18 protein-coding genes are annotated in these 19,367 nt (G+C 60.8%); 7 read left to right on the top strand and 11 right to left on the bottom strand.

Features of this window, described 5'->3' with window-relative positions; genetic code table 11:
• Positions 1 to 134 precede the first annotated feature (134 nt).
• Positions 135 to 1,094: an AraC family transcriptional regulator gene (locus GSQ90_RS03405; protein WP_158813311.1), complete on the bottom strand. Its 960-nt coding sequence runs from the start codon at positions 1,092 to 1,094 to the stop codon at positions 135 to 137.
• A 90-nt stretch (positions 1,095 to 1,184) separates the two neighbouring features.
• Between GSQ90_RS03405 and GSQ90_RS03400 the strand changes: the two genes are divergently transcribed.
• On the top strand, positions 1,185 to 1,535 hold the full coding sequence (locus GSQ90_RS03400; protein WP_158813310.1) for a nuclear transport factor 2 family protein: 351 nt from the start codon (positions 1,185 to 1,187) through the stop codon (positions 1,533 to 1,535).
• Between the two features lie 20 nt (positions 1,536 to 1,555).
• Positions 1,556 to 1,978, top strand: coding sequence for a DUF6640 family protein (locus GSQ90_RS03395; RefSeq protein ID WP_158813308.1), 423 nt, complete (start codon positions 1,556 to 1,558; stop codon positions 1,976 to 1,978).
• 60 nt (positions 1,979 to 2,038) lie between these two features.
• Here GSQ90_RS03395 and GSQ90_RS03390 read toward each other — a convergent pair whose 3' ends face one another.
• The 8 genes from GSQ90_RS03390 to GSQ90_RS03355 form a co-directional block, all read right to left on the bottom strand.
• The gene (locus GSQ90_RS03390) at positions 2,039 to 2,635 is read right to left on the bottom strand and encodes a transposase (RefSeq protein ID WP_246731392.1); all 597 of its coding nucleotides are present in this window, start codon (positions 2,633 to 2,635) and stop codon (positions 2,039 to 2,041) included.
• Between the two features lie 242 nt (positions 2,636 to 2,877).
• Positions 2,878 to 3,426 carry a hypothetical protein gene (locus tag GSQ90_RS03385; RefSeq protein ID WP_158813306.1) on the bottom strand — a complete coding sequence of 183 codons (549 nt, stop codon included), beginning with the start codon at positions 3,424 to 3,426 and terminating at the stop codon, positions 2,878 to 2,880.
• Positions 3,416 to 4,297 carry an RHS repeat-associated core domain-containing protein gene (locus tag GSQ90_RS03380; protein ID WP_158813304.1) on the bottom strand — a complete coding sequence of 294 codons (882 nt, stop codon included), beginning with the start codon at positions 4,295 to 4,297 and terminating at the stop codon, positions 3,416 to 3,418. Before GSQ90_RS03380 ends, GSQ90_RS03385 begins: the two co-directional genes overlap by 11 nt.
• Complete coding sequence (locus GSQ90_RS03375; RefSeq protein WP_158813302.1) at positions 4,294 to 4,659, bottom strand: hypothetical protein; 366 nt, start codon at positions 4,657 to 4,659, stop codon at positions 4,294 to 4,296. The genes GSQ90_RS03380 and GSQ90_RS03375 overlap by 4 nt, the downstream gene beginning before the upstream one ends.
• Positions 4,660 to 4,767: 108 nt before the next feature.
• Positions 4,768 to 5,259 carry an RHS repeat-associated core domain-containing protein gene (locus tag GSQ90_RS32805; RefSeq protein WP_158814203.1) on the bottom strand — a complete coding sequence of 164 codons (492 nt, stop codon included), beginning with the start codon at positions 5,257 to 5,259 and terminating at the stop codon, positions 4,768 to 4,770.
• 403 nt (positions 5,260 to 5,662) lie between these two features.
• Positions 5,663 to 6,232, bottom strand: a complete 570-nt coding sequence (locus GSQ90_RS03365) for a hypothetical protein (RefSeq protein ID WP_158813300.1) — start codon at positions 6,230 to 6,232, stop codon at positions 5,663 to 5,665.
• Between the two features lie 269 nt (positions 6,233 to 6,501).
• On the bottom strand, positions 6,502 to 7,068 hold the full coding sequence (locus GSQ90_RS03360; RefSeq protein ID WP_158813298.1) for a hypothetical protein: 567 nt from the start codon (positions 7,066 to 7,068) through the stop codon (positions 6,502 to 6,504).
• 3 nt (positions 7,069 to 7,071) lie between these two features.
• Positions 7,072 to 11,061, bottom strand: a complete 3,990-nt coding sequence (locus GSQ90_RS03355; RefSeq protein WP_158813296.1) for an RHS repeat-associated core domain-containing protein — start codon at positions 11,059 to 11,061, stop codon at positions 7,072 to 7,074.
• A gap of 1,078 nt (positions 11,062 to 12,139) precedes the next feature.
• Here GSQ90_RS03355 and GSQ90_RS03350 point away from each other — a divergent pair.
• The 3 genes from GSQ90_RS03350 (at position 12,140) to rplA (ending at position 14,499) form a co-directional block, all read left to right on the top strand.
• Entirely contained in the window at positions 12,140 to 12,706 is a 567-nt protein-coding gene (locus tag GSQ90_RS03350; protein ID WP_158813294.1) for a hypothetical protein, read from the top strand.
• Between the two features lie 629 nt (positions 12,707 to 13,335).
• Positions 13,336 to 13,782, top strand: a complete 447-nt coding sequence (gene rplK, locus GSQ90_RS03345) for a 50S ribosomal protein L11 (protein ID WP_158813292.1) — start codon at positions 13,336 to 13,338, stop codon at positions 13,780 to 13,782.
• A 3-nt stretch (positions 13,783 to 13,785) separates the two neighbouring features.
• Complete coding sequence (gene rplA, locus GSQ90_RS03340) at positions 13,786 to 14,499, top strand: 50S ribosomal protein L1 (RefSeq protein WP_158813290.1); 714 nt, start codon at positions 13,786 to 13,788, stop codon at positions 14,497 to 14,499.
• A 65-nt stretch (positions 14,500 to 14,564) separates the two neighbouring features.
• Here rplA and GSQ90_RS03335 read toward each other — a convergent pair whose 3' ends face one another.
• Together GSQ90_RS03335 and GSQ90_RS03330 are read right to left on the bottom strand one after the other, a co-directional pair.
• A complete protein-coding gene (locus GSQ90_RS03335; protein ID WP_158813288.1) occupies positions 14,565 to 16,082 on the bottom strand; it encodes a hypothetical protein in 1,518 nt (505 codons plus the stop codon).
• Between the two features lie 33 nt (positions 16,083 to 16,115).
• Complete coding sequence (locus tag GSQ90_RS03330) at positions 16,116 to 17,612, bottom strand: hypothetical protein (protein WP_158813286.1); 1,497 nt, start codon at positions 17,610 to 17,612, stop codon at positions 16,116 to 16,118.
• A gap of 663 nt (positions 17,613 to 18,275) precedes the next feature.
• On the opposite strand from GSQ90_RS03330, the gene rplJ reads away from it, so the two are divergent.
• Entirely contained in the window at positions 18,276 to 18,791 is a 516-nt protein-coding gene (gene rplJ, locus GSQ90_RS03325) for a 50S ribosomal protein L10 (RefSeq protein WP_158813284.1), read from the top strand.
• Positions 18,792 to 18,842: 51 nt separating this feature from the next.
• Positions 18,843 to 19,217: a 50S ribosomal protein L7/L12 gene (rplL, locus tag GSQ90_RS03320; protein ID WP_158813282.1), complete on the top strand. Its 375-nt coding sequence runs from the start codon at positions 18,843 to 18,845 to the stop codon at positions 19,215 to 19,217.
• Positions 19,218 to 19,367 lie beyond the last annotated feature (150 nt).

Raw genomic sequence — 19,367 nt, 5'->3', positions numbered from 1 at the left:
TCCTTGAACGTGCTCGAAAAGATGCGCATCGGATGATTGGACATAAGGCCTCCTAAAAGGCCATGTCACTCAATCTGCGTGTCTCACCTGAGGGGCGCAGCCCACCTCTATGTGTATGGCGGCCATGTTACGCCTCACAATGAGGGCTGCAGAGCGCGCACGAAACTTTTCGGCGAGCATCCGATCGCACGCGTAAACGCCGTGCTGAAAGCGCTCGGCGACTTGAAGCCGATGGCGAAGGCAATCTCGCTGCTCGTCATCGCGCCACGGCGCAGCGCGTCCTTGGCGAGCGCCATCCGCCAAGCCAGCAGATAGTCGATGGGCGCCGCGCCGACGATGCTGCGGAACCGCGCTGCGAATGTGGAGCGGGAGACGCCGCATAATTTTGCCAGCTCGGCGACGGTCCACTCATGCGCCACGTCGCGATGCATCGCGATGAGCGCGCGCCCTGCAACGGGGTCCGCGAGGCCGGCGAGCAGACCGGTCTGCGCCTCGTCGACGAGGCCCCGTTTGCTTCGCAGGATCTCCACGAGGATCAGCTCGACTAATCGCAGAATGACGAAGGCGCTGGCGGGGCCGGGCTGCCGGGCTTCAAGCTCGTTCAGGTTAAGCAGGGCACGCACGCGGCCGAGCGACGTGTCGCCGGCGGCGAGGTGTACGAGCGATGGCAGCAAGGGAGCCAGCAGGTCCTCGTTCGCGGTGTCGAAGGTGAACTTGCCGGCATGCAGCACAACCCGCCGGTCGCCGCCAGATCCCACTCTCAGGCGCACGTCGCCGTTCGCGGCAACGGCGGCCTCGCTGTCGATAGGCTCGACCGACGCATCGGATGCGAGCGTGAAGGGCGTGACCGTCCTGATCAACAGGAAATCGCCCTGTTCGATGCAGAGTGGCGCGCAGTTTGGGCGCAAAAGCAGGCATGCGCCGCTCTCGATCCAGCAGAACAGGAGGTCGTTGCGCATACGAAACGAGACGCCCCAGTCGCCCGCGGCATTGAGGCCGCCGCCGAACAGCGCGGCCCGTGGCCGCAGCAGACGGATTAGGTCGAGAAGAGGATCGTTGACGCTTTGGACGCTGTATAAAGTTTTTTCGCGCATCGATTATCGACCATGTGGATACGGCGCGATATCTCCTCGGCGTGCGGGCGTCAATCCAGTGCGCCCGATAGCGAGCCAAGAGAAGAAGCAATGGACAAGGATGCTTTTGAGGAGCGGTGGAACGCCTATTTCGCCGCCTATGCGACAACCGATGAAGCTGAACGCCAGCGCCTGCTCGAGCGGTGCGTGTCGGATGACCTCGTCTTTACAAATCCGGGTGGTGAAGGCAAGGGCCGCGCAAGCCTGCACGCCCACATCGGCAATTTTCAAAAGCACATGCCGGGAGCCACGTTTAGCACCGACAGGCTGCTCGTTCATCATGGCGAGCTGCTTGCGGTCTGGTCTCTCCACAAGCAGGACGGAACCAAGGTCTCGACGGGTTATAATTTCGTTCGTCCCGATAAGCTCGGCCTGTTCAGCTACATGGCGGGTTTTTTCTGACCGAAACGAAAGGACCAGTCATGGAAGCCGCACGCATTATAATCGTGATCGTCGCCGCTGTGACGGCGATCGGCGGCCTTTGCGCTGACTGGCTCATCCCGCTGGGCGCGCGCCAACACCTGAAGAATCCAGCTTGGCCGCCGCATGCCAAATTTCACAACGCCCAAGCGATCCTCATGGGGTTTGGCCAAGGCGCGTTGGCGATTGCGGTACTCTTCCTAGCGCCTTTGAGCCTCCCAGCGATCCTGATCGCCGCCGCGATCACGTCGCTCTACTGGGACGCGATCATGATCGCCCCCTTTCTTCCGGGTACAGCCTGGGTGGATCCGGAGTTCGCCGCCGAGACACCGCGGCCGCTCGGCCTATATCCGCAGCAGTTCATCGGCTACGTTCTGCTCGGCCTGCTTATCGCGGCGGCGGCCTTAGCACTCATGGTCCGTTGATCAGCCTGACCGCGCGAGCGGAATTACGGCGACACGCCCGTCAATACCTTTTTACGACGGCTACGCTTTGCCTTGTCTTTCGGCTTGGGCCCGCGCTTGCCCGGCGTCACGACGCGGCCGAGTTGGCGACCGATCGCCTCCATGAAGCCTGGCGCGCCGAGCGGGCGGCCTATGAGCTCGCTGCGGCGAAGCGGCGCGAATGAAACCGAGTCGGGCTCGCTGTCCAGAAGATCGGCGAAGCGCGGCGCCCGGTCGAGCAACGGCCGCACGCTGACCAGCGCGTCGTCGCGCCCGCACCGGGTTCAGCGCGACATAGCGCGCCGCGACCATCAGGTGGTCCTCGTCCATCACCACCGAGCCGAACCGTCCCTGAAACAAATGCCCGGTCTGGCGCGCCCGCGCATTGACATAGCCGGCGTAGAGGCGGTGGGCGAGCGCGAGACCCGAGGAATCCTCCGGCGTGAGGATGAGATGGACGTGGTTGGGCATGAGGCAATAAGCCCAGCAGGAGACGCCGAATTGGCGGCAGGATTGGGCGAGCCAATCGCGATAGAGCGCATAATCGCTGTCCTCGAAGAAGATGCGCTCGCGGCGGTTGCCGCGCTGGGTCACATGATGCGGCAGTCCGGGGACGACGATGCGGGCGATGCGGGTCATGCGCGGCAGGCTAGCCGGCGCGCGGGAATAGGTAAAGACGGGCGTGTCACCGTAATTCGCACCGTAATTTCCTGCGTCGCGCGATTGCCGACGGCATCATAGGTCCAGGCCAGCGAACCATAGGCGCCGCTCGCCGAAGCCAGACGATGGTATAGGTGAAGGCCTCGCTATTGGCCGGCGTCACGGCGTCGGTGATCGACGTCAGCTCCTCGCCCGTCCAACGGCACTACGGCTTTACTTTGCTAGCTCCCCAAACCCAAACCTGGGTACCCGGGTGGTCTTGCGATTTGTACGCCATGAAGGCTCTGGAATGTCGTTGCCACATCGTCCGGGCTGCCCAAGCATCCCCAAGAGTCGTGGCTAAAATAAAACCAATGCCGAGAATCGCATAATATCACTCCACCCCACCCAAATTGAAGAGCAAGCTGTAGAAATGAGATCAGGGTCTCGTCATCGTGTTTTGCAACTTCAAGAGCGTCTCCGAAAGTAAACTTACCGTTGCCAAGACAATAATCGCACAATGCGCTAAATAAATATCTATTCTCCGACGATGGCCAAATTCCACGTTCGTGGAATTGAACGTATCGCAACGTCCCTCTAAACAATTCCGCAATCTTTTTTGCAAACGAATAGTACGCTATATTTTGCTCCCACTTCAAATCAAAATTTCTCGCGCCAATATATAATTTCTTGAACGATTCAATATCCTTGATGCGATCATCCCCAATCGCGCGAGCAAACATTTCATCGACCTGTATGAGGCGGCTGTTGCTTTTCGATTTAGGTTCCACCGCCGCACACCTCCGGCATGACCGAACAAACAACCGAAGGAATGAGAGGCGGTACCGCTGGCCCTCTCAATGGCGGCCATGTCGGGGTATACGGTCCAGGGTTATGGGCCTCATTAGGATCAAGCGGCGCCCCTCGCCAACTGTAACGCTGGCGTTTCCCAGTTGGATCGTCGCAATCCCAATGTTTACCTTCTCTATCCCAACTGGCGATGTTCCCGTTCGGGTCCGTATAGGCTCCGCCTCGCGAATTTCCCTCGTCTGGCGACCATTTCCAAGGACCGCCTGGTATGCTCGGGTCAGGTGGATTGTAAGGCGCAACAGGATCATTTCCGCTGGGATCGACCCACACGTTGGGCGAGCTTCTGGCGTACGCATAAACGCTCGGTCGGTCGCTGAGCAATGTTGCTAACCCCACAGGATCGACCTGCACATACCTCCCTGTGCTCGGATCATAATGCCGGTTCCAGTTCCAGTTCAACCCGCTCTCGATCTGGAACCATTGGCCCGGAAACCGCGCGTCATAGGTCAGCGTCCCCGTGATCGCCTGCGGCGCGCCGAAGGGGGTCCAGATCGCCTGCCAGACGCTGGCGCCGGTGCTGTCGGTGACCATGATCGGGCGGTTGAGGTGGTCGGCGTGGACGTAGTAGAGGACCGGGCTGGCGGTGTTGACCTGGTCGATGATCGCGACGGGTAAATCGTCCAGCCAGATATATTCGCGCAAGGAATTGCCGGCGCCGTCGGTCTCGACGATGACATGGCCGGATTCGTCATAGAGATATTGCGTCGTCCCCGCGGGGCCGACATTGCTGACCACGCGCTGGACGAGGCGCGAGAAGGCGTCATAGGCGTAAGTCCCGTCCGTCGTCCTCACAAGGTGTGCTTATTCTCTGCGCTGAGAAGGCGGATAAGATCGGGAGCGTACGTGCGCAGGGAGCTCCAACTCGGATGGCGCATGGCGCCAACTTGTATTTCCGGCTCATTGGCTACGTTTACCGCCGTACTGGGTATTAATTTCAACATTTCTATGAGCTTTACGATCCCCGCACGTTGCTCGGGAGATAATTTCAGCTTTTCAAGATTTAACATGATACTTGCGTCTCTATATGCATCATCTTTAATTTCCCACGCTATATTGAAATAAATTATATCTTTATCACAGAGAGTTTTCAATAGGTCTAGGAGACGAGATCTGGCGTTTATATATGCCTCATATTCCGATATTTCATTGGTCATAGGTCTATTCCCTCTCACGCAATGAACTAAATTTGATGAGCTTAATTTATATTATTACAGCACGGCTATTGTGTTCAGAAATAAGAACTCCGCCAAGTGTCATCACCGTCAAGGATGAGCTTGTTCAGGTGTAATCGGGTTCGCCTCAGAATCCCAGCGCTGCCATTTTCCTGGTCCGATTAGGGTTTTCCAATACCCGATTGAGCCAGGGGGACCGCCTTGACCTTCGGGGGGCACATACCTGCAAAACGGCTGCGGCCCGCTAGGCTGTTTAGGACCATAAAAGTCACCAGGCAGTTGGCCCGGTGCAGGCCCCCAAGGACCTCCCGGAATCCCCGGCGGAGGTAACTTCATCGGATCTACGGGCCGCCCATCCTCGATATCCTGTTGGTCCGTATTTTCTCCTAGTGTATTGCTTAATTGCTGTTCTTTCGGAGTCCTCGGATCGTTGACCACCGAGCCTTGTGGATCGATCCACACTTGGGGGGAACTCTTGGCATATGCATAAACACTCGGCCCATCAGCGAATCCGGTCGGGTCCGGTTGCACATACCTCCCCGTGCTCGGATCATAATGCCTGTTCCAGTTCCAATTGAGAATTACGGTGACACGCCCGTCTTTACCTTATAACGCGCCTTCTGCTATCTGCTTTCTAATTAGTTAAATACGGGCGTGTCACCGTAATTGTTCACATGGGGTCTCGACAACATCCATCTTGGCACGCTTGATGCCGTCGGGGCGCAGTCCAACCCCATCACCGTAATTTCACTAAATTATCAGCGAACGCCCCAATTTTTTAGTTCAGGGAAATCTCTAATTAATTTTGGCCTAACAGCATAATCCACCTCGTCAATGAGAGCGACGCAGATTTTAACAACACATTTATGATATTCATCGGTGCAATAATCATTGGCAACCCGTAATGGAATGTTCGATTGCTCTACAAGCAAATCGAGAGATTTCATCAATAGTTGCGCGTCTCTCAGTTCCATAACTAAAATCCTTAAAAATCATGACAGCCGTATCCCGCCATACATTCACGAACACATAGCCGATATGGACCCACGTCCGGCGCTCCAGTCAATAAATCAAAGCATTGTTCACGACACAAAGCCAAGATAATCCTGCATTCGGGCTCGCCAGGTCCTTCCGGAGTAACGAGGCATTGTTTTATGTCCGGGTTTCGTGGAGCCGGGGTATAATTCGTAGCCAATCCACTTCGATCAAACTTGGCCAGCGGCGCCTGCTGCGCATAGCCATATCGGCTTGGTCCATCAGGGAAGACCGCATTGGCAAGGAAATTACCCCTCGTCGGATCGCCGAGTGGTTCAAGCAGATCGTCCGCTATGGTTGGCGCGGTCGGCAGCGCCGCACCGCGAATCGTGGCGTTGACCTGTCCTAACGCGGAGCGCGAGAGCGCATCATTGAAGCCACGCACAAGATTGCCAGCGAAGCCTCCCGCGCCCGCGAGCGCGCCCGCCTGAGTCTGATCGCGCATTTGCGTCGACAACGGATCAACCTGCACATACCTCCCCGTCGTCGGATCGTAATGCCGGTTCCAGTTCCAGTTCAACCCGTTCTCGATCTGGAACCATTGCCCGGGAAAGGAATTACGGTGACACGCCCGTCTTTACCTTATAACGCGCCTTCTGCTATCTGCTTTCTAATTAGTTAAATACGGGCGTGGACTGCACCCCGTAGGTGAGACACGGTAATTTCTGTGACAGGGCTGGAGTGCACCCCGCAAGTGAGACAGGCTAATTGAGTGACATGGCCTCCGTTGAACTTGCCCCCAACGCTGGACCAGGCCGGCTGGGAAACTCTGGCTGAGACTCACACACTTTAGGAGTTACCACCTGCGCGGTGACGAAGTTCGTTGATTAACTCTGGGCGAACGCCCAGAGCTTCCGCCGCGTCCATCCAGTCCATCTCCAACTGGCAATCATCGGTTGATTTTCCCAACTTCAACGCGAGGAACTCTTGAGAGACGGAGTCTATCGTTTCGACATCCACGACGCTCACCGCCGCTCGCATAAGCTCCCCAAAAGTGTAATTGATAAGTTCGCCGCTTTCTGCAGCCAGGTGAAACGCTTTTTTAAATTCCTCAATGGCGTCCAGATGACGGTCTAGATCCAAAAGCGCTCGCGCGAAAACGCCGCGCGAAACGATATCGCCGAACTCAGCCAATCTAATCCTGCCACACTCCAAGGCGCCCGCAACGTCACCCAATATTCGCAGTTCGACGCCTAGGGTATGATACACGAAATATCTATCTTCAGGGTCTGACAGATGAAATAACATGTCTCGCAACCAAACCACTCCAAGCGACTTCTCCGCATCGTCTCTTCTTGGTGGCTTTCGCAGACGATTCAGTTCAGAGACAATCTTGACGCGATCCAATCGAGCCATCAGCTACTTCCTTCTTCCGGGAGGCTTCGGAAGCGGTACGCCGTCCACGTCGGGATCTTTCCAAACGGGTATCTGCGGCAATCCTCTCAAACACAAGTCGAGGTTGGTGGCAGCTCTGGTAGTGCAACCGCCATAAGCGGAGCTTGAAAAACTATACCGCTCGCCACAATACTTCATATCGTTATCATATTGTCTGTAACAATGATCATCGTCTCCACATTTGCTCCCATCGCCCGGTGGGATCGGCGGGTCCGACGGCCTGCGAAAATGCGTCCAAATCCAAGTGGCAACCCCAACCCCGATCGCCGTTTCACCAATACACAAGTCTTCAACACATAACCCCCTTGGATCCGTCCACCCGAGTGGAGCCTGCCCCGCATATCCGTAGACGCTAGGCCCGTCACTGAGCAGTGTCGTCAGCCCTAACGGATCGACCTGCACGTACCTCCCCGTCGTCGGATCGTAATGCCGGTTCCAGTTCCAGTTCAACCCGTTCTCGATCTGGAACCATTGCCCGGGAAAGCGCGCGTCGTAGGTCAGCGTCCCCGTGATCGACAGCGGCGCGCCGAACGGCGTCCAGACGGCCTGCCAGACGCTGGCGCCGGTGCTGTCGGTGACCATGATCGGGCGGTTGAGGTGGTCGGCGTGGACGTAGTAGAGGATCGGGCTCGCGGTGTTGACCTGGTCGATGATCGCCACCGGTAGGTCATCGAGCCAGATATATTCGCGTAAACTGACACCATTGCCGTCGGTCTCGACGATGACATGGCCGGATTCGTCGTAGAGATATTGCGTCGTCCCGGCCGGGCCGCCGCTGCTCACCACGCGCTGGACGAGGCGCGAGAAGGCGTCATAGGCGTAAGTCCCGTCCGTCGTCGAACCGTTCTGGAACGTCGCGAGATGGCCGTGGCCGTCGTATCCGGCGTTGAGAACGCTGGCGCCGGTCGTATCGCTGGCGCGATTGCCTGAAGCGTCATACGCAAAACTGCGCGTCGCCGCGCCGGTCTGCGCAATGCTCGCAAGCTGGTTCGAACTCATGGGATAGGCGTAGGTCTGCGTCGCGGAAGCTGCGACCTGCGTCGCGCGATTGCCGACGGCATCATAGGTCCAGGCCAGCGAACCATAGGCGCCGCTCGCCGAAGCCAGCCGATGGCTCGGCGTATAGGTGAAAGCCTCGCTATCGGCCGGCGTCACGGCGTCAGTAATGGACGTCAGCTCCTCGCCAGTCCAGGAGAGCGCGCGGTTGATCAGGGCCGGCCCGCTGGCGGGCGCGACTTCAACCGAAGTCACGTGATAGTCGGTGTCGACGCCATAGGTTCCAACGAGGCCGTTGCCGAAGCTCAGCGAAGCGACATGGCCATAGGGATTGAACGCGACCGGATTGGCGACGTCGGTCCAGTTGGGAAAGCCAGCGCCCCCCTGGATCGCGATTTCGTTGACGCGTCCCTGCCCGTCGCGGATCCAATTGATCTGCCGCCCGGACGGCAGCGCCATCTGGATCAGGTTGCCCGAGAGATCATGGGTGAAGCCGACGCTGAGCCAGGGCGCCGAACCGGTCAGGCGCGACTCTTGCGAGAGGTAGCCCTGCTGATCGTAGGTGCGCTGCAATTGTCCGGCTGAATCGAAGGCCGTCGTCAGCCGGCCGATCGGATAACTCCCCGCGGCGGGTTGATCATAGACATACCAGACATTGTCGCTGGCCTGCGCAAAGTTCTGTTCGCCGAGAATGCGCCCCGCCAGATCGTAGGTGTAAGTGAAGCTCACGCCGCGCGCGTCGGTGCGCTGAATGACCTGCCCGCGCGCGTCGCGCTGATAGACGAGGGTTCCCCGGTCCGGCGAGGCCTCCTGGATGATTTCGCCGAACCCGTTGCGCACATAGCTCGTCGTCAGATTGCGCGGGTCCTGATAGGCGGTGATGTCGTCGACGCCGTTGCGCGTCAGGTTGACGATAGCGCCGTCCTCGTTGGTCTGGCTGATCAGCCGGTTCAGCGCGTCAAAACCGTTGGAGAACACATTCGACTGCGGGTCCGTGACGGAGGTGACATTGTCGGTCCGGTCATAGCCGAAGGCATAGGTCTGGCTGGAGACGCCGATCGACTGGAACAGCCGGCCGAGCTGGTCGAACACCTGCGATTTCGCATAGGCGGTCGTCGTATTCGCGCGGACGAGCGTCACAGACGTGGCGTTGCCCATCGCGTCGCGGACATAGGCAGTGGCGTTGCCGAGCGAATCGGTGACCGTCGTCAGCCGCCGTGCGTCGTCATAGGCGAAGGCCTGCCAGGCGCCGTTCGGCTCGGTGATCTTGGTGATGTCGCCCGCCACGCTCCAGGCGATGATCGTGGTGGCGGGCGTGTCCGATCCGACGCCAACCGCGATGGTGAGGACGCGGCCATCACCGTCATAGGTGATGTCCGTCACGATTCCGTTAGGATCGGTCAACGAGGCCGGCTGGCCCAGGCTGTTCCACGCCGTGACCGTGGTGACATGGCCGAGTTCGTCGGTGATCGTCTGGATGAACCCAGTGGAATTATAGGTGTAGCTCACCACCTCGCCCGCCAGCGGCCCGGTGACGCTGGCGAGCAGGTTATTGGCGCCATAGGCGTAGGTCAGCGTGCGGGTCTGGCCGTTGGTCGAATAGGGGATTGTCGTCGTCGTCGTATCGGTCACGGTCGACGAGGTCAGTTGCCCGCTCGCGCTCCAGGCGTAGACACTGGTGCGGCCCGGCTCGACGACCTGTGTCGGCACGCGCCATTGATCGTTCCATGTATAAGTCGTGGTCGACGCTCCGGCAGTTCCGTAGCCGCGCGTGATCGATGTCGGCAGGCCGGTGGTCGGGTCGTTCACATCGCTCGTGATGCGCCCCTCAGCGTCGGTGATCTGAGAGAGAAAGTCATTGGAATCATATTGGAACGCCGTCGTGGAAACCGGCAAGGAGCCGACAGCCTGTTTTTGAATCTGCGTCGGCAACGCATTGTTACTGGCGGAAACCGAGTAGGTGAGAACCTCCTGCTCGCCGAGAGCGTTGGTGGTTGTGGTCGTCTGGCTTGTCGGATTGTAAGCGATGGTCGTCTGCCCGACCGGGCCAGCCAGCACGCTCGAAATCGCTTGGAACTGCGCGTTGTAAGTCCAGGTGGAATAGACGACGCCGCGCGCATCGGTATAGCTGGTCAGCGCATAAGGATTGTTCGCGTCGGCATAGGCGTAAGATGAGGTTTCGTTAGCTGGCAGAAGCGTCGCGCTGCCAAGCATTCCTGTCATCTGGCTCACGTTTGGCGGTATGCCGCCTGTAAAAAAGGGAGCCAGGGGGGCATTGGCTTGGGGGTTGCCGACGTAAGTGTAGGTCGCCACATTTGCGCCGCCGGCCGTTACGGCGGCGAGGTGCCCGTTGGTGTCGTATTGAAACCCCAGGCTGCGTCCGAGGCTATCGGTCACTGTCGACAACAAACCGGAAGTGGGAGCGTAGTTCACATTGGAAGTGTAGTAGGTCAACGATTGTGAATATCCGCCCCTGAAATTAATCGTGGTGAGGGCGCCGCCCGTCTGGCTGAAAACGTAATTGGCTCCATCCGTTGTCGTCAGCGTAATTTGTGAAGTCGTCGTGTTGAGCGAAAGACTTTCTCCAACGCCTTTTCCGCCGGCGACGGAAGCGCTGCCGGAAATGAGTCCCGGAACATAATTGCCGGCGCCGGTTGAATCGACGAAGAGCAATTGACGCCCGTTTGGCAATGAAAAATACAGGGCGTGCGGATATGTTGCCGATCCATATGGATTGAACATCGTCGCATCGAAATTGGATCGCCACCCGCCGTTACCCAGCGTCGTATGGCCGAAGGTCGTAAATCTGGGGCGGCCGTTATTCGAATAATATCTCTCGAATTTGAGGGGGAATGGACCTGAGGTTTCGTAGTCGACGAAATGCTCGGTCAGATAGCCAAGGGGCAGGTCGATCGGGTCTCCCTTCTTGCACTGACAACTTTCGGAGGAGGCCGGCACGGCGCGCGCGCATCCTTCACCGCTTGCAGACACGTCGCCGGGATCACAGCCGGTCCATATCGAGTATCCTTCCGCAAGGTAGTCGCAAAATAGGGGGTCGCCAAAACAGTTTCCATAAAAAGTCGCCGAGCCAATAGTCGTCTGAGTTTGCTGGCAACCGAAAAAATAAGGGTCGGGTACGCCGCCGGTGAAGTTTATCGATGAGTAGATCGCCGCCGAGCAAGAATCACTTGCGACAAAAGTGCCCGACCCATGTGTGATTACCGCGGACCACTGATCGGCTTTTGCGGGCGTCTCGATCGCGCCCGCGACGCCGAAGACGAGAAAAATCGCCAAGATCCAGGTCGGATGGAAACCAGCCCTGCGCTTGGTCAGCGCGCGCAACCAACGAGGCCCGATCCAGGGTCTGGCTTGCAAATCGTCAAAAGCGTTCAGAGCGAAATCGGCGCCCATCCCCTTCTCCGCGATCGATGACATGGTGACGACGTGATGAGAGGGACTTTTCCATTTCCCGCCCCTCGCGCATCGGCCTCGCGGCGCAAGGCTTCGAAGCACATGAGTGCATGATCTCAACACGAGAGCTTCCGTATCGGAAGCGATCCATTTGAACAGCCGCTGTTCAGAATTGCGCAACAACCCGCGGCGCCGGCCTCTGCTCAACCAGCATTATGGCGACAGGTGTGGCGTGCGCCCCGAAAGTGAGACACGGCTAGTTGGGTGAGAAAGCGATTTCTGCGTTTGGTGTCGCGATGATCGCTCACCCCATTCCTATTTATGATTTAACGCGTAGGTTAAGTGAAGCGTCGCCGTAAGCCGTAAATCGGAACCGACCCCTGATTCCGTGGGCGTGGCGGCGGCGCGTGAGGACGGAATTAGCGCGAAATATGCGCCCAGAACGGTGAAAAGCCTGCGCCGGGCGCGGGTAGGCGATGTCGCGACGCGTTCAACATGGGCCGAAAGGTGGCGGTCGTGGCGGCGGCCGCCCGCAAATGGCGGTTAGGCGCGGCAATGTCTTTCTGAAAATCAATATTTATGCTATCATTCCTTCTTGTTTTCCATTAAGCAGGAGCCCCCAGCCATGAACGAACCCGCCCGACAAGCCCCGCGCCGCAAACCGCAGATGAACGCCCATGAGCGCGAATTGCGCCGGCGGCGGATTTTCAGGCAAGTGCAGGACGGCCTGACCCATGAGGAGATCGCCGAGGCCGAGGGGCTGACGCGCCAACGCATCCGCCAGATCGTCGCCCAGAGCATCGAGCGCCGCGTGTTCGATACGGGTCCCGATTATTTGCGCATGCAGGTCGCCCGGCTCGATCCGGCGCTGCGGCTGGCGGCGGCCAAAGTGGCGGACGGCGATCTGCGCGCCGTCCATTGCCTGATCAAAGTGCTCGACCGGATCGACAAATATCGCACCGCGGGGAGGGGGATGGCGATGGTGGACGAAGACGACGCGGCCAAATTCGACGCCAAGCTCGCCGATCTGGTGCAGCGCGCTGACGACCAAAGGGCGCGGGAGGCCGCGGCGGCGGCCGCCGTCGCTGAGGAGGCGGCGAGGGCGGGGGAGGCCGCCACGGCGGCGACGGGGGCGGGGGAATGGCTGCAGCGTCTGCAGGCGGCCGCTGCGCCCGATTTTTCACCGCGTTGATTTTTTTCGTTTTTTCTCTTGCAAACTATTGATTTTGTTGAATCGCGCCTGAAAAACCTTGCGGAAATTTGGCGATTCCGGCGGTCGTTGTTTGAAAAACGGCGCTTATCTTGGTTCAGACGCATGTGAGACTGGCGCTGGTCTCAGCGCCGCCTATCCATTGATTGCATGGAGGCGATTATGCGCGGAAGGAATTCGAACTCAAGGACGGCCCTTCGGGCCGCCGCCGGAGGCAGTCGCCTAAAGGCGATCCTTGACTTCGAATTCCTTCCGCGCGCCGCTCCGCCAAGCAAACAATGGATAATTCCGCCTCCGTTGATCGTCTCATAGGAGATGAACTCGGACACGGCGTTGACTTCGAATTCCTCTCGCGCCTCGCTCCGCCTCGCATAGGCGTCTCATATGTCATGAGCTCGGACAATCTCGCTTCAATCGCCAAGAGGTCCAATCATCTCCCACGCCGTGAGCCCCACGCGGTTGCGCCTTCGGGACAAACCTGTTAGCACCCGCGCCTCGCGCGTGGGAGAGCGCCCGGTCGCCAGCCGGGGTCGACGCTCGCACCACGCAACTGCAACTGGCGTCGACGCGGTCCCTCGGGCTGCGCAGGCGCCGCCATTGGAGCAGCATTCATGGCTAAGAAAATAACAGGTTACGTCAAACTGCAGGTGCCGGCGGGCGCCGCCAATCCGTCGCCGCCGATCGGTCCCGCGCTCGGACAGCGCGGCTTGAACATCATGGAATTCTGCAAGGCCTTCAATGCGCGCACCGCGCAGATCGAGAAGGGCACGCCGATTCCGGTCGTCATCACCGCCTATCAGGACCGCTCCTTCACCTTCGAAATGCGCAATGCGCCGGTCACCTTCTTCCTCAAGAAGGCGGCGGGCCTGAAGATCGGCAAGAAGCCGGCTTCCGGCTCCAAGACGCCGGGCCGCGGCTTTGTCGGCAAGGTGACGAAGGCGCAGGTTCGCGAGATCGCGGAAAAGAAAATGCCCGATCTCAATTGCGCAACGGTCGAGGCCGCGATGGCCATGATCGAAGGCTCCGCCCGTTCGATGGGCCTCGAGGTGGTGGGGTAAATCATGGCACATTCAGGCAAGAGAATCGTCAAGGCGCGCGAGAGCGTCGAGCGCGTCAAGCTCTACAAGCTCGATGACGCGGTGAAGCTGGTCAAAGAGCGCGCCACCGCCAAATTCGACGAGACGGTCGAACTCGCCCTTAATCTGGGCGTCGACCCCAAGCATGCGGACCAGATGGTGCGCGGCGTCGTCAATCTGCCCAACGGCACCGGCCGCGTCCTGCGCGTCGCGGTGTTCGCGCGCGGCGCCAAGGCCGATGAGGCCACGGCGGCGGGCGCCGATATCGTCGGGGCCGAGGATCTGGTGGCCATCGTCAATGGCGGCCAGATCGATTTCGATCGCTGCATTGCGACGCCGGACATGATGCCGCTGGTCGGCCGCCTCGGTAAGGTTTTGGGCCCGCGCGGCCTGATGCCGAACCCGAAGGTCGGCACCGTGACGACGGACGTCACCGCGGCGGTCAAGGCCTCCAAGGGCGGGGCGGTCGAGTTCCGTGTTGAGAAGGCTGGCATCATCCAGGGTTCGGTCGGCAAGGCTTCGTTCGGCGAAGCCCAGCTCGCCCAGAACATCCGCGCCTTCGTCGACGCGGTCGCCAAGGCCAAGCCGGCGGGGTCGAAGGGGACCTATCTGCAGCGCGCCGCGATTTCTTCGACGATGGGGCCGGGCGTCAAGCTCGACCTCTCGACGATCACGACGGCGGGCGCCGTCGGCGCTTAAAAGCGCCAAAAGCGCGCTGTTTCGCGATTGAAGGCCCCGCGCTTCGCATCAGGCGCGGGGCTTTTTTATGGCTTGGCGGCGGCCGGCGCCGGCGCGCCGTCGCGCCGATAGAGGGCCCAGGGGACTTTGGCGAGGCCCCAGGTGGCGTAGCGGCCCGCCAGGGCAAAGGTCACGGGACAGCCTTCGCCGAGTTCGATCCTGTCAGGGATGATTTCGTCGCCGTTCGACCAGGTCAGCAGCCAATCGGGATTCGTCTCGCAGATCTCGCGTTCGGCGACCGTCTCGATATGCGTCCGCTCGCGCAGGTTGTAATAGCGCCTGAATATGCCGATCCGGTCCTCGAAATCGGTGGCGACGACCGGATGCGGCGAGGCGGCGATGATCGCGAAAGCGTCGGTCCAGGGATGGGCCTGCGCGGCCTGGAACCGCGCGATCTGCGCGGCGTCGCCGGCGAAGATCGCGAGCAGGGCGAGGCCCGCGGCGACGCGCCGCGGTCCGCCGGCGTTCCACCATGCGCCGATGAGATCGGCAAGCAGCAGGACAAGCGTGAGCGGAATGATCAGGTAGTAGCGTGGGATGTGGACATTGACCGGCCGCGCGGCAAAGACCATGGCGGGCAGGCCGAGAACGATCATCGCATAGAGGATCTTCCGGTCGGGCGCGATCGCCGGGCTCGCCAGCGCTGCGAGGATCAGGGCGAGCGTCGCCGCGAGGGTCAAGGCGGCGGCGGCGATGGGGACGGCGGCGGCCGGAATGGCGCCGGGGACGCCGAAGGTCGTGTTGACCGCCACCGCGAGCGCGTTGGCGGCGAGCGCCGCGTCAAAAGGCAAAGCGGCGCCGATCTTGAACCAGCCGATGTTATGGACGCCCGCCAGGACGCAGGCGAGCGCGGGCGTCGCGGCCAATGCGGCGGGGAGGAAAACGCGGATCGCGGCGTCGATCGTCGGCCCGATCGCCTGGTTGCGCCGCCACAACGCCGCCGCGCCGCCAAGCCCCAGCAGCGCGAGGGCGGGAAACATCGCCAGATGCGCGAAGGTTCCGAAGGCCGCGGCGGCGGCGAGCGTGTAGCGCGCCCGCGATTGGGGATCGGCGATCGCGCGTTCGGTCGCGTCGAAAGCGATGGCGAAGGCGAGCGCAAAGCCGGCATAGCCGCGCGCCTCGATGCTGTAATCGAAGAAGAAATAGGAGCAGGCGGTGAGGGCGGCGGCGATCACGGCCGTCGCCGGGCTGGAGCGGCGGCCGACGACCGCCATGACGCCGATGAGCGCGGATCCGAACAGGATCGAGGGCGCTCGCAGCAGAAACGGCCCGGCCTGCGGGCTGGCGACGCCATAGAGCCAAAGCGAGTTGAGGAAATGATTATTGTCGTGCGATACGCCCCACAACACATCCCAGAAATGCGTCAGCGGCCGGATGAGCTCCATCGACACCATTTCGTCGATCAGCAAGGGGCCGCCAGCGCAGGCGAGGCGCAGCGCGGCGCCGGCGATGACGATCGCCGCGATGAGGAAGCCGGACGATACGCCGGCGAAATCGGCAAAAGAGCCTGCGCGGCGCTCGGCGCCCGCCTGGGTGATCGTCATCGCTGTTTCCTGGCGCTCGAGGGCGCGTGTGGCCTATCCATGGGGCGACGCCTCGCCGGCGCGGCGCAGCCGGTACAGCGCCCAGGCCGTCGGGGCGAAGCCGCCCGCCGCATAGGCGCTTTGGAGATCGAAGCGCAGGCGGCAGCCGTTCGCCTCAAGCGCCATTTCCGGCGGCATCGGCAGATGCGAGAAATCGGTAACCAGCCATTGCGGATTCCTGGCGCACCATTGGTCTTGCGCGATCAGCGTCAGCTTCGGCGAATGGCTCTCATTGAAGAAGACGATGAACTTGTCGAAATTGGAATCGAATGTCGTGGCGATGTCCGTCGCATCCGAAGCGGCGATCGCCGCGAGCGCGTTCGGCCAGGCGCCTTCCATCGATTCCTGCTGGCGAACCAGCAAGTTTGCGCTGCCGGTGAGCATGGCCGCTAGCGCCAGCAGAGCGGCAAAGCGCCGCCAGCCGCCCACGCGCCAGAGCCCGCCGAAGACTTCGGCGACCAGCAGGATCAGGAACAAGGCGCAAATCAGGTAATAGCGGGGGACATCGGAGTTTGGCGGTTGCAACAGGAAAACGGAGGCCGGCAGCGCCAGGAGAATGATCGCATAGGCGATGCGCCGGTCAGCCGATATCAGTCCCGAACGCAAGGCGGCGACGATCGCCAGCGGGCAGGCGATCGCGAGGAAGAGGAGGGGGGTTGCGACCGGCAGGCCGAGCGTCGAGAAGACCGTCATCATCATGGCCTTCAGCGCGAGCGCCGGATCGTAAGCGTCGATCTTGCCGATGGTGAAGCCGCCCATGACAAAAGCGCCCGCGACGACAAAGGCCAGCGCCGGCAGCAGGGCGAGCAGGCTCGGCCAGAAGATGCGGAAGGTCGCGGCGAGCGCAGCCCCCCATCCGCCCAGCCTTCGCTTCTGTTCGCCCAGACAAATCAGCGCGTAGAGGCCGATCGCCGGCGCGATCGCCAGATGGCAGAGCGCGCCAATGCCGGCGGCGGCGGCCAGCGCGAAGCGTTGCGGCGAAGCCGGTTCGGGGATTGCGCGCTCGAGCGCGTCGAAGGCGATGACCAGCGCCAGCGCGGCGCCGGCATAGCCGCGCGCCACCGCTCCATAGTCGACGAAGAAATAGGACGCCGCCATCAGCGCCCCGGCGGCCATGGCGGCGGCAGGGCTATGGCGTGCGCCGAGCCTGGCCATCAGCGGAATCGTCGCCACGCTCATCGCAACGGCCGGCGCGCGCAGGACGAGCGCATTGGCGGTCGGGCTGGCCGTAAAATAAAGCCAGAGCGAATTGAGGAAATGATTGTTGTCGTGCGAAACGCCCCAAAAGACCTGCCAGAAATGGGTCAGCGGGGCGAGATTCTGGATCGACCATATTTCGTCGATCCAGAGCGGATCATTGGCGACCAGGATGCGGACCGCAAGGCCGGCGATCAGAACGGCCGCCAGGAAAGCCGACGCAAAGGCGCGCCTGAACTTCACGGCATCCAACGCCGCGTCGGTCAGCCCCAGCGTCCATGCTTCGGCGGTCAAGCTCAGGCTCCGGTTTCGCGCAGTGCGTGGGAAAAAGGGCGTCGGCGCAGAGCTAACAGCTATTTCCTAAGGAATGACCACCGGAATGTCAGAGGCAAGATAGAACATTGAAACAAGAGGTTAGATCGCCTATGTCAATGTCGCGCGCCACCCTGCGGCGGCTTGTGCGCGCGCTCATGCAGAAATCTCTCGCGACCCCCTTGGCAGAAGGGTCCGGGCAGGATAAACAACCCGTTCGGGGTCGGCGGCGCAATGCGACCCTAATGACAATTTTGGCTTCCGCATCGCCCGGGTTCATTCCAAGCAATTGGATTTTCACGGGGGAGAGCGGTGGATAGGCCGGAGGACCCGGGGCCATGCCCTGTGTCTCGTCCGGCCATGTCCTGTCCGAGACTGCCGGCGCGCGCGACTCACTTTCGTGGGAAGCCGCTTAATTCCCTCCCGCCGCCCGGCGGGGCCAAGGGGGCCAGCATAGACGGGGAAGACCGGGTTTTTGCTGAACCGTCCTTGCGGCGGTTCGGTGGTTTCGGTTCGAACCTTCTGTCCGGTGGCGGGCTTATCGCCCGGCTCCGGGGACAGGCGCAAGTCGCTGCGGCGCGTTCCTTGGGACGCGGCGCGGCATGTGCAGTAGGCGGGGATGCCCCGCCAACCGGAGATAGCACCGTGGATAGAGCGGAGAAAAAAGAGGCCGTTGCGACGCTTCATGAAGTCTTTTCGAAGACTTCTGTCGTGGTCGTGGCCCACTACTCCGGCCTGACGGTCGCCCAGATGCAGAATTTGCGCAAGCAGATGAAGCTGGCGGGCGCGCGCGTTCAGGTCGCCAAAAACCGCCTTGCCAAGATTGCTCTCGAAGGCACGGACGTCGCTTCTGTCGGCTCCCTTCTCAAGGGGCCGGCCCTGATCGCCTATTCGGACGATCCGGTGGCGGCGCCGAAGGTCGCCGTGGCCTTCGCCAAGGATTACGAGAAATTCGTTCTCCTGGGCGGCGCCATGGGCAAGACCGCTCTGAATGTCGATGGGATCAAGTCGCTCGCGACTCTGCCCTCCCTCGACGAGTTGCGCGCCAAATTGCTGGGCCTGTTGCAGGCGCCGGCGACCAAGCTCGCCCAACTCTCCACCGCGCCGGCCGCCAAGCTCGCGCGCGTGTTCGGGGCCTATGCCTCAAAAGACGCAGCCTGATCAGAGGCTCTTCACAAACACTATGGTTCGAACCATATAGGGATTAAAGACATGGCCAATTTGGAAAAAATCGTCGACGAATTGTCGAGCTTGACCGTCCTTGAGGCGGCTGAGCTTGCCAAACTTCTGGAAAGCAAATGGGGCGTTTCGGCCGCCGCCGCTGTCGCGGTCGCCGCCGGTCCTGCCGCCGCCGCCGCGGCTCCGGTTGAGGAACAGACCGAATTTTCGGTCATTCTGACCGCCGCCGGCGACAAGAAGATCGAAGTCATCAAGGAAGTGCGCGCCATCACCGCTCTTGGCCTCAAGGAAGCCAAGGATCTGGTCGAGGGCGCTCCCAAGACCGTCAAAGAGGGCGTTGGCAAGGAAGAAGCCGCGAAGATCAAGGCCGCCCTTGAAAAGGCTGGCGCCAAGGTCGAGCTCAAGTGATGCGTTGCGGACCTCTAGGGGTCCGCATTTGAACAAGGACGGTCTCGGGCCATTGGCCCGGGGCCGTTCAGTCGTTCCGGCAAGCCGAAGAGGCGAGCGGGGCGATTTATCTGGAGATCGCGGCGGTGACGCGATGAGGTTTTTGGGGCG

The organism is Methylocapsa sp. S129, assembly GCF_009765995.1.
In the GTDB taxonomy this organism is placed as follows: Bacteria; Pseudomonadota; Alphaproteobacteria; order Rhizobiales; family Beijerinckiaceae; genus Roseiarcus.
The sequence above is the reverse complement of the archived record's forward strand: the minus strand, read 5'-3'. Positions and strand labels throughout refer to the sequence as shown.